This is a genomic window from Stutzerimonas stutzeri (assembly GCF_019090095.1).
Classification (GTDB): domain Bacteria; phylum Pseudomonadota; class Gammaproteobacteria; order Pseudomonadales; family Pseudomonadaceae; genus Stutzerimonas; species Stutzerimonas stutzeri_AN.
Window position 1 is genome coordinate 1501519 of the sequence record NZ_JAGQFP010000002.1, and the last position, 9731, is coordinate 1511249.

8 protein-coding genes are annotated in these 9731 nt (G+C 65.2%); 4 read left to right on the forward strand and 4 right to left on the reverse strand.

The annotated features are described in order from the left end of the window. Positions 1 to 17 precede the first annotated feature (17 nt). From KVO92_RS16635 to gcl, 4 genes are all read right to left on the reverse strand, one after another. Complete coding sequence (locus KVO92_RS16635) at positions 18 to 1289, reverse strand: glycerate kinase type-2 family protein (RefSeq protein ID WP_217476647.1); 1272 nt, start codon at positions 1287 to 1289, stop codon at positions 18 to 20. Between the two features lie 426 nt (positions 1290 to 1715). Next, positions 1716 to 2606: a 2-hydroxy-3-oxopropionate reductase gene (locus tag KVO92_RS16640; protein ID WP_217476648.1), complete on the reverse strand. Its 891-nt coding sequence runs from the start codon at positions 2604 to 2606 to the stop codon at positions 1716 to 1718. Between the two features lie 31 nt (positions 2607 to 2637). Next, a complete protein-coding gene (hyi, locus tag KVO92_RS16645; RefSeq protein WP_217476649.1) occupies positions 2638 to 3420 on the reverse strand; it encodes a hydroxypyruvate isomerase in 783 nt (260 codons plus the stop codon). 190 nt (positions 3421 to 3610) lie between these two features. Further along, complete coding sequence (gene gcl, locus KVO92_RS16650) at positions 3611 to 5392, reverse strand: glyoxylate carboligase (protein ID WP_217476650.1); 1782 nt, start codon at positions 5390 to 5392, stop codon at positions 3611 to 3613. A gap of 116 nt (positions 5393 to 5508) precedes the next feature. Between gcl and KVO92_RS16655 the strand changes: the two genes are divergently transcribed. From KVO92_RS16655 to KVO92_RS16670, 4 genes are all read left to right on the forward strand, one after another. Next, entirely contained in the window at positions 5509 to 6417 is a 909-nt protein-coding gene (locus tag KVO92_RS16655) for a LysR family transcriptional regulator (RefSeq protein ID WP_217476651.1), read from the forward strand. Positions 6418 to 6894: 477 nt separating this feature from the next. Then, positions 6895 to 7734, forward strand: coding sequence for an exodeoxyribonuclease III (gene xth, locus KVO92_RS16660; protein WP_217476652.1), 840 nt, complete (start codon positions 6895 to 6897; stop codon positions 7732 to 7734). A 202-nt stretch (positions 7735 to 7936) separates the two neighbouring features. Further along, on the forward strand, positions 7937 to 9091 hold the full coding sequence (locus KVO92_RS16665; RefSeq protein ID WP_254621560.1) for a sensor domain-containing phosphodiesterase: 1155 nt from the start codon (positions 7937 to 7939) through the stop codon (positions 9089 to 9091). Positions 9092 to 9264: 173 nt separating this feature from the next. Further along, positions 9265 to 9690, forward strand: coding sequence for a DUF2946 domain-containing protein (locus KVO92_RS16670; protein WP_254621461.1), 426 nt, complete (start codon positions 9265 to 9267; stop codon positions 9688 to 9690). Positions 9691 to 9731 lie beyond the last annotated feature (41 nt).

The window sequence follows — 9731 nt, forward strand, 5'->3', positions numbered from 1 at the left end:
ATAAGCGTTGCCAGCCGCTAGCGGGACGGCGGCAGGATCAGGATCGCGCGGAAGTCATTGACGTTGGTGCGTGTCGGGCCGGTCATCAGCAGGGCGTCGAGGGCCTGGAAATAGCCGTAGCCATTGTTGTTGGCCAGCTCGTCCGCGGCGCTGAGGCCCAGGGCTTCGGCACGGGCGTAACTGTCGGGCGTCATCAGCGCGCCGGCATTGTCTTCCGAGCCGTCGATGCCATCGGTGTCGCCGGCCAGCGCGTACACGCCAGGCAGGCCTTGCAGGTTGTCCGTAAGGCTCAGCAGAAACTCGGCATTGCGGCCGCCACGGCCATTGCCGCGTACCGTCACCGTGGTTTCACCGCCGGAGAGGATCACGCAGGGCGCGGCGATCGGCTGGCCGTGCAGGACCACCTGGCGAGCGATGCCGCCGTGCACCTTGGCCACTTCCCGTGATTCGCCTTCCAGGTCACCGAGGATCAACGGCGTGATGCCGGCGTCGCGAGCCTTCTGTGCCGCGGCGTCGAGGGACTGCTGGGGCTTGGCGATCAGCTGGAAATGGCTGCGCGACAGGCACGGATCGTTCGGCTTGACGGTTTCCGAGCGCGGATCTTCCAGCCAGGCACGCACGTTCGCGGGAATCTCGATGTTGTAGCGTGCCAGGATCGCCAGCGCTTCGGCCGAGGTGGTCGGGTCGGCCACGGTCGGGCCCGAGGCGATTACCGTGGCCTCGTCACCGGGTACGTCGGAGATCGCGTAGGTGTAGACGCTGGCTGGCCAGCAGGCCTTGGCCAGGCGGCCGCCCTTGATCGCCGAGAGGTGCTTGCGCACGCAGTTCATCTCGCCGATGTGGGCGCCGGAACGCAGCAGCGCCTTGTTGATCGCCTGCTTGTCGGCAAGGCTGATGCCTTCGGCCGGCAGCGCCAGCAAGGACGAGCCGCCACCGGACAGCAGAAAGATCACCCGGTCGCTTTCCTCGAGGTTGCTGACCATCTCCAGTACGCGGCGGGCGACGCGTTCACCGGCATCGTCCGGCACCGGATGGGCGGCCTCGACGACCTCGATCTTGCGGCAATCGGCGCCATGGCCGTAGCGGGTCACCACCAGGCCGGACAGCTCGCCTTCCCAAACCGCTTCGATGGCTTCGGCCATGGCCGCGGCCGCCTTGCCGGCGCCAATGACGATGGCGCGGCCGCTGCGGTCGGCGGGCAGGTAGTCAGCCAGTACCTGGCGTGGATGGGCGGCGTCGATGGCGGCGGCGAACAGGTCGCGCAGGAAGGCTTGCGGGTCGAGGCTCATATACTGCTCCTTCTAATGGGTCTGGAGCCGATTCCAGACCTTAGGGCTCGGCAATGCAAGCGCTAAGGTCTGGAATCGACCCACCCGGCAGTCGGGCCGTGACTCCTCGTGCCGAGCAGGTCGAAAAGGGGGGCCGCCCGAGGGCAGCAGTTGACGCACCATCTGCGTAGGCCGAGCGAAGCGCCTGCGGCGTTTCCACCCTAGTCGTAGCCTGGATTAGCCGAAGGCGTAATCCGGGTTTCCAACGGCGTAATCCGGGATTGCGAAAGACACCTTTCAAGTGTCGACGAGCTCCTGGCCTTGCCTGCGCATCGGTGGATCAACTCTCAGAGCGTCGCGGCCTCGGACTTGCGCTATCCCACCACTTGGGTTCTGTCTGTCCGAAAAGTGGGCGCGCTAGCTCGATTCCGCGGGCTCAGAGCTGTTTCAATCTTTGCGGATCGAGAAGTTGGCCATGTGTTCCAGACCCTTGATCAGCGCCGAGTGGTCCCAGTTGCTGCCGCCGATGGCCGCGCAGGTGCTGAAGACCTGCTGGGCATTGGCGGTGTTGGGCAGGTTCAGGCCCAACTCGCGCGCGCCAGCCAGGGCGAGGTTGAGGTCTTTCTGATGCAGGCTGATGCGGAAGCCCGGATCGAAGGTGCCCTTGACCATGCGCTCGCCGTGCACCTCGAGGATCTTCGAGCTGGCGAAACCACCCATCAAGGCCTCGCGGACGCGCGCCGGATCGGCACCGTTCTTGGCGGCGAACAACAGCGCTTCGCCGACTGCCTGGATGTTCAACGCCACGATGATCTGGTTGGCGACCTTGGCGGTCTGGCCGGCACCGTTTTCACCGACCAGGGTGATGTTCTTGCCCATCGCCTGGAACAGCGGCAGGGCGCGGGCAAAGCTTTCCTCGCTACCGCCGACCATGATCGACAGCGTCGCGGCCTTGGCGCCGACTTCACCGCCGGAGACCGGCGCGTCGAGGTAGCGGGCGCCGGTGGCGTTGATCTTCTCGGCGAAGGCCTTGGTGGCGCTGGGGGAGATCGAGCTCATGTCGATCACCAGTTTGTTGGGGCCGACGCCTTCGGCAACGCCGTTCTCACGGAACAGGACGTCTTCGACCTGCGGCGTATCCGGCACCATGACGATGATGAACTCGGCTTCCTGCGCCACGTCCTTCGGGGTGGCGAGGGCAACGGCGCCGGCTTCGACGAGGACGGCCGGGGCAGCGTCGTGGTGTTCGGACAGGAACAGGCTGTGGCCGGCCTTCTGCAGGTTCTGAGCCATGGGCAGGCCCATGATGCCGGTGCCGATAAATCCAATCTTAGCCATGAGTAATCTCCTTCGATTCGTTCAGTTCGAGTCAGATGACGTTGTGCGCTTTCATCCAGCCTAGGCCAGCTGCGGTGGTGGTGGCCGGCTTGTACTCGCAGCCGACCCAGCCCTGGTAGCCGATGCGGTCCAGATGCTCGAACAGGAAGTGGTAGTTGATCTCGCCGGTGCCCGGTTCGTTACGCCCGGGGTTATCGGCCAACTGCACGTGGTTGATCGCCGCCAGGTTGGTCTCGATGGTCCGCGCCAGGTCACCTTCCATGATCTGCATGTGGTAGACGTCGTACTGCAGGAACAGGTTGTCGCTACCGACCTTGGCGCGGATCTCCAGTGCCTGCGAGGTGTTGTTCAGGAAGAAGCGCGGGATGTCGCGGGTATTGATCATTTCCATGACCAGGCGGATGCCTTCGGCTTCGAGCTTCTGCGCCGCGTAGCGCAGGTTCTCGACGAAGGTCATCTCCAGCTTGCCGAGATCGGCGCCCTTCGGGGCGATGCCGGCCAGGCAGTTGACCTGGGTATTGCCCAGCACCTTGGCGTAGGCGATGGCCTGGTCGACACCGGCACGGAATTCCTCGACGCGTGCGGGATCGCAGGCAATGCCGCGGTCGCCGTTGGCCCAGTCGCCCGCCGGCAGGTTGAACAGCACCTGGGTCAGACCGTTGGCGTCCAGGCGTGCCTTGATCTCTTCGGCCGGGTAGTCGTAGGGGAACAGGTACTCGACACCGGTGAAGCCGGCCTCGGCAGCGGCGGCGAAGCGGTCGAGGAAGTCCATCTCGGTAAACAACATGGACAGGTTGGCGGCAAAACGGGGCATGGGTATCTCCTTGTCTGTAGGGACAATTGGTGTTGCGTATCGGTGGTGATAACCACCTCGAGTGCTGCATGCGGTGGATGTGCTTCGCGACATCCACCCTACGGTTGCCTACCCGCGTGGTCCGAGCCCACGTACGGGTCGTAGGGTGGAAGACCGCGAAGCGTCTTCCACGCGTTCAGTTACGTTCGAATCAATCCAGCAGCGCGATCGCCGTCGGTGCGTCTTCACGGCCCTCGGCCAGCGGCTCGAATTCGTTGATGGCGTCGATCTCGGTGCCCATGGCGATGTTGGTCACGCGCTCCAGGATCACTTCGATCACCACCGGCACCTGGTGCTCGGCCATCCAGGCCTGGGCCTGTTCGATCGCCGGTTGCAGCTCTTCCTGACGGAACACGCGGATCGCCTTGCAACCCAGACCCTCGACCACCGCGACGTGATCGACGCCGTAGCCTTCCATGCCGCCCTGGTCGGCATTGATGTTCTCGAAGCCCAGCTGCACGCAGTAGTCCATCTCGAAACCGCGCTGCGCCTGGCGGATCAGGCCGAGGTAGGCGTTGTTCACCAGGATGTGGATGTAGGGCAGCTTGAACTGCGCACCCACGGCCAACTCCTCGATCATGAACTGGAAGTCGTAGTCGCCCGAGAGCGCCACCACCTTGCGTGCCGGGTCCGCTGCGACCACACCGAGCGCGGCCGGAATGGTCCAGCCGAGCGGGCCGGCCTGGCCGCAGTTGATCCAGTGGCGCGGCTTGTAGACGTGCAGGAACTGTGCGGCAGCGATCTGCGACAGGCCGATGGTGCTGACGTAGCAGGCGTCCTTGCCGAACGCGTTGTTCATGCACTGGTACACGCGCTGGGGCTTCATCGGCACCGAGTCGAAGTGCGTCTTGCGCAGCATCGTCCGCTTGCGCTCCTGGCAATCGGCGGCCCAGCTGCTGCGATCCGGCAGCTGGCCGGCGGCCTTGCGCTCCTTGGCGACTTCGACGAACAGTTTCAGCGCGGCGCCGGCGTCGGAGGTGATGCCGAAGTCAGGCGAGAACACCCGGCCAATCTGGGTCGGCTCGATGTCCACGTGCACGAATTTGCGGTCCTTGGTGTAGACGTCGATCGAACCGGTGTGGCGGTTGGCCCAGCGGTTGCCGATGCCGAGCACGAAGTCCGAAGCCAGCATGTTGGCGTTGCCGTAGCGGTGGCTGGTCTGCAAACCGCACATGCCGGCCATCAGCGGATGGTCGTCGGGGATCGAGCCCCAGCCCATCAGCGTCGGGATCACCGGCACGCCAACGGTTTCGGCGAATTCCACCAGCAGCGCTTCGGCACCGGCGTTGTAGATACCACCACCGGCGACGATCAGCGGGCGCTCGGCTGCGCAGAGCATGTCGATGGCTTTCTCGATCTGCTTGCGGCTGGCGGCCGGCTTGTAGACGGACAACGGCTCGTAGGTCTCGACATCGAATTCGATCTCGGCCATCTGCACGTCGAACGGCAGATCGATCAATACCGGACCAGGACGGCCGGAACGCATGACGTGGAAGGCCTGCTGGAACACGCGCGGCACCAGCGCCGGCTCACGCACGGTCACGGCCCACTTGGTCACCGGCTTGGCGATGGATTCGATATCCACGGCCTGGAAATCTTCCTTGTACAGACGCGCACGCGGTGCCTGGCCGGTGATACAGAGAATCGGGATGGAGTCGGCCCAGGCCGAATACAGACCGGTGATCATGTCGGTACCGGCCGGGCCCGAGGTGCCGATGCACACGCCGATGTTGCCGGCTTTGGTGCGGGTGTAACCCTCAGCCATGTGCGAAGCGCCTTCGACGTGGCGGGCCAGGATGTGACGGATGCTGCCATCGGCGCGCAGGGCGGAGTACAGCGGGTTGATCGCGGCACCGGGGATGCCGAAGGCGGTATCGATGCCTTCCTTGCGCAATACCGCGACGGCGGCATCGATTGCTCTCATTCGGGCCATGGATCAGTCCTCCTACGTTTAGCTCGATAGTTTTTATACGTGGCCCAAGGATGAAGCCCTGGAAGATTGGAGGGAATTGGTCGAAACTGCACTTCTGTCGATATCAGGAGTATCGAATGGACCGCTACACGACACTGCAGAGCTTCGTGCTGGTCGCCGAAAGCGGCAGCTTCGCCGCGGCTGCCCTGAAAGAAGGTGTCACGCCCGTGGTGATGGGGCGGCGACTCGATGCGCTGGAGCGGCACCTGGGCGTCAAGCTGATGCACCGCTCCACGCGCGGGCTGGCGCTGACCGACCTGGGCGAGCAGTACCTCGAACGCGCGCGCGGCCTGCTCAAGGATTTCGACGAGGCCGACGCCAGCATCGCCAAGGACCGTACCTCGGTTCGCGGGCATCTGGTCATTTCGGCGCCGGCGGCGTTCGGTCGCAAGCACATCGGCCCCCACGCGCCGGCGTTCCAGGCGCGCTTCCCGGACCTGCAACTGTCGTTCAACTTCACCGACAGCGTGGTCGACCTGGTGCGCCACGGTTACGACATGGGCATCCGCATCGGCGAGGTGACCGACCCCAACTATGTCGCGATCAAGCTGTTCCCCAACCGTCGCGTGGTCTGCGGCGCGCCGGATTACTTCGAGCGCCAGGGCGTGCCCCGCACACTGGAGGACCTCTCGCGTCACAACTGCCTTGCCTTCAACCTGCAGGGCGGGCAGCAACGTGGCTGGACCTTCCTGCGCGATGGCAAGCAGGTGGCGATACGCGTGGACGGCAACCTGGACTGCAACGACGGCGAACTGCTGTTCGACTGGGTCAAGCAGGGGCTGGGCATCGGCTGGCGCTCGACCTGGGAGATCCAGGCCGAACTCAAGCGCGGCGAATTGGTGACGGTGCTCGACGAGTACGCACTACCGGCCTACGACATCCAGGCAGTCTACCCGCAGCAGCGCTATCTGCCGGCCAAGGTGCGCTTCTTCATCGACTACCTGAAGACCATCTACAACGCGCCGGGTTACTGGGAAAACCGCTGAGCCGAGCCGCAGTCGGGGCCGGTGGCGCAGGACACCCGTGGGAGCGGTCTTGACCGCGAATGCTCTCGCGCATCCCGAATCACGCCGGCTACAGGCCGCCCCCTACTAGGAATGACCTCGCTGTACATGGCCTGAACAGCTCGCGGCTGCCCATTCGCGGTCAAGACCGCTCCCACAAGATTGCCGCTCCTACGAAGCCGCGTCAGCAAGGTCCCTGCCACAGGAACACCCCCGCCACACCGCACCCGCAGAGTCAGTACGGAACCCCTCGCTCCCACAAGATTGCCGCACCCACGAAGCCGCGTCAGCAAGGTCTCTGCCACAGGAATGCGCCCGCCACACCGCTCACGCAGAGTCGGTACGGAACCCCTCGCCCGACCCGTGGGAGCGGTCTTGACCGCGAATGCCCGAGCATGTCGAACCACGCCGGTAGCGGGTGAGTCACAGCTAGGGATATCCATCGGAGCGAGGCTAGCTGTGGACGCCCTGAAAATCGCCACCTACAACATCAACGGCATCCGCGCGCGGCGGAGCAATCTGCTCGACTGGCTGGAGCGCGAGCAGCCCGATGTGGTCTGCCTGCAGGAGCTGAAGGCGCAGGATGCCGACTTTCCCATCGATGACATCCGTGCCGCCGGTTATGGCGCCATCTGGCATGGGCAGAAGTCCTGGAACGGCGTGGCGATTCTCGCGCGCGGCGACGATCCGCTGGAGATCCGTCGCGGGCTGCCTGGCGATCCCGATGACAGCCACAGCCGCTATCTGGAAGCCGCGGCGCACGGCATCATCTTCGCCTGCCTCTACCTGCCCAACGGCAACCCGCAGCCCGGACCGAAGTTCGACTACAAGCTGGCCTGGTTCGAGCGCCTGATCACGCACGCGGCAGGGTTGTTCGATAACGGCCACCCGGTGGTGCTGGCGGGCGATTACAACGTGGTGCCCACCGACGAGGACATCTATAACCCGCGCTCCTGGACCAAGGATGCGCTGTTGCAGCCGGAAAGCCGCGCCTGTTACCAGCGCCTGCTGGATCAGGGCTGGACCGATGCGCTTCGTGCCAAGTACCCGGACGAGCGCATCTATACCTTCTGGGATTATTTTCGGCAGCACTGGCAGAAAAACTCCGGCCTGCGCATCGACCATTTGCTGCTCAGTGCCGACCTGGCGCCTCGCTTGCTGGAGGCGGGTGTGGATCGCTGGGTGCGTGACCAGGAGCATGCCAGTGATCACGCGCCCACCTGGATCACGCTGGCAGCCGTCGGCAGCGACGCGGCGAAAAAGCCAGGCAAGCGCCGGCCGTCGTCCGCAACCAAGTAACGGCTGAAACGGCGCTAGGCTCTAACGTGAGGCTTTGCGACGCGTTCCGGCCCAAAGCCGCCACTGTTAGAACGCCTACGATTCTTACGCTGATCGAGCGTACGGAGTACCCCACATGAGCCGGGATACCGATCTGGATGGCAGCAGCGCATCGCCGTTGAAAGTCGGCGGTGCGGAGCCCATCAACCTGTCCATCGACGAGATGCTGGTGGAGGCCTTGGGCGTGGTGCGGCGGCATCTGCGGATGGAAGTCGCCTTTATCGGCGAGTTTCGAGAGGGGCGGCGGATATTCCGCCATGTCGAGGGGGATCCCCGCGCGATGCCGCTGGCACTGGCAGTTGGTGACAGTGGCCCGCTGGAAGAGAGCTACTGCCAGCGAATCGTCGACGGTCGCCTGCCGGAGCTCATTCAGGACGCGGCCGGCATCGAGGAAGCGCTGACACTTCCGCAGACGCTCAGTGTGCCGATCGGGGCGCATGCCAGCGTGCCGATTCGCTTCAGCGATGGGTCGCTCTACGGGACCTTCTGCTGCTTCGGAACACAGCCGGACAGGAGCCTGGAGCTCTGCGATCTGACCGCCCTGCGCCTGTTTGCCCGCTTTGCCGGCGGGCTGCTCGAGCGGCACGCCATCAGTGAGCGGCAGCGCAGCGAGAGGTTAGAACGCATCAGGGCGGTGATGGACAGGCGCGATTTCTGGACCGTGTACCAACCGATCTTCCACCTGGCCAATGACCGCATCGTCGGTTACGAAGCGCTGGCGCGGTTTCGCCCCGAGCCTTACCGCTCGCCAGACCTCTGGTTCGACGAGGCCGGGGAGGTCGGCTTGCGCACGGAGCTGGAGCGCATGTTGCTGGAAACGGCACTGATGGGCCTGCCACTGATTCCCGATGACGTCTATCTGTCGCTCAACGTATGCCCGGATGCCCTGCTGGACGGGACGGTGGTGGAGCTGCTCGCCAGTCAGCCGCTGCACCGCTTGATGCTCGAGGTGACTGAGCACCGCTCGATCGTCGACTACAGCCTGATCGCCGAGATTCTCGAGCCGCTACGCCGGGCTGGCCTGCGCCTGGCCGTCGATGACGCCGGCGCCGGTTATGCCAGCTTCCGGCACATCCTCAAACTCAAGCCGGACGTCATCAAACTCGACCGGAGCCTGATCAACAATGTCGACCATGACAGCGACTGCTGTGCCATGGCGGCCGCGCTGATCCGCTTCGCCGAGCAGACCGGCAGCAAGGTCGTCGCCGAGGGCGTCGAGACGGACGGTGAACTGGCGGTATTGCGCGGCCTGCAGGTGGCCAATGCCCAGGGCTTCCTGTTGGGGATGCCGCAGCCGCTGGCTGAACCGCAGCGCTGAACCCGTGTGGCAAGGCAGGTCGGCGATCGTGTCGAATGCGTGCCATCGCGCCTCATGAACGATCGCACCATGGTCGTTGGCGGCGCGCCCCTCTACAATCGGCGCCACCGCCGTAGGGCTTGCCGAGTCGTCCGGCACTAGGCGCCATCCTCTCGTTGCTCGGAGCCTCCGCGTTGTCCATCTCCCGCTCCCGTCGCGTCCCGGCCTGGTTGGCCACCTTCGCGGTGTTGCTGCATCTGTTGGCGATGCCGCTGATGGGCAGTGCCTCGCCGATGATGGGCATGGTGGGGCACTGCGCAACGGCCGAGGCGCGCCAGCACGATGCGCATCCTCTTGCCGCACAGGCCGAGGCCGCGCCGGAGGGGCACGCCGCGCATGCCGGCCAGTCCGAGCCGCTGCCGGCCCCGGTTCACTCGCCCGGAATGCCGTGCTGCTGCGCCGCCGGGGCCGCGGCGCTGGCGGCGATTGCCCCGAGCGCACCGCAATTGCCGGCGCCACGGCGTGCCGCGCTGGGCCCGCTGCCGCTTGCCTGCGCCGCGCACGCCTCGCCGCGGTATTGCTGGCCGAGCCTCAACCCCCGCGCGTCTCCCCACGTCTGATCGGTGCTCCCCCATTGCCATCGCCGGCGGTCACCTCGCGC

What these genes read in the sequence shown, in the direction of transcription:
- KVO92_RS16635 (WP_217476647.1), bottom strand. Translation starts at nt 1,289, where the DNA reads ATGAGCCTCGACCCGCAAGCCTTCCTGCGCGACCTGTTCGCCGCCGCC.
- KVO92_RS16640 (WP_217476648.1), bottom strand. Translation starts at nt 2,606, where the DNA reads ATGGCTAAGATTGGATTTATCGGCACCGGCATCATGGGCCTGCCCATG.
- hyi (WP_217476649.1), bottom strand. Translation starts at nt 3,420, where the DNA reads ATGCCCCGTTTTGCCGCCAACCTGTCCATGTTGTTTACCGAGATGGAC.
- gcl (WP_217476650.1), bottom strand. Translation starts at nt 5,392, where the DNA reads ATGGCCCGAATGAGAGCAATCGATGCCGCCGTCGCGGTATTGCGCAAG.
- KVO92_RS16655 (WP_217476651.1), top strand. Translation starts at nt 5,509, where the DNA reads ATGGACCGCTACACGACACTGCAGAGCTTCGTGCTGGTCGCCGAAAGC.
- KVO92_RS16665 (WP_254621560.1), top strand. Translation starts at nt 7,937, where the DNA reads ATGCTGGTGGAGGCCTTGGGCGTGGTGCGGCGGCATCTGCGGATGGAA.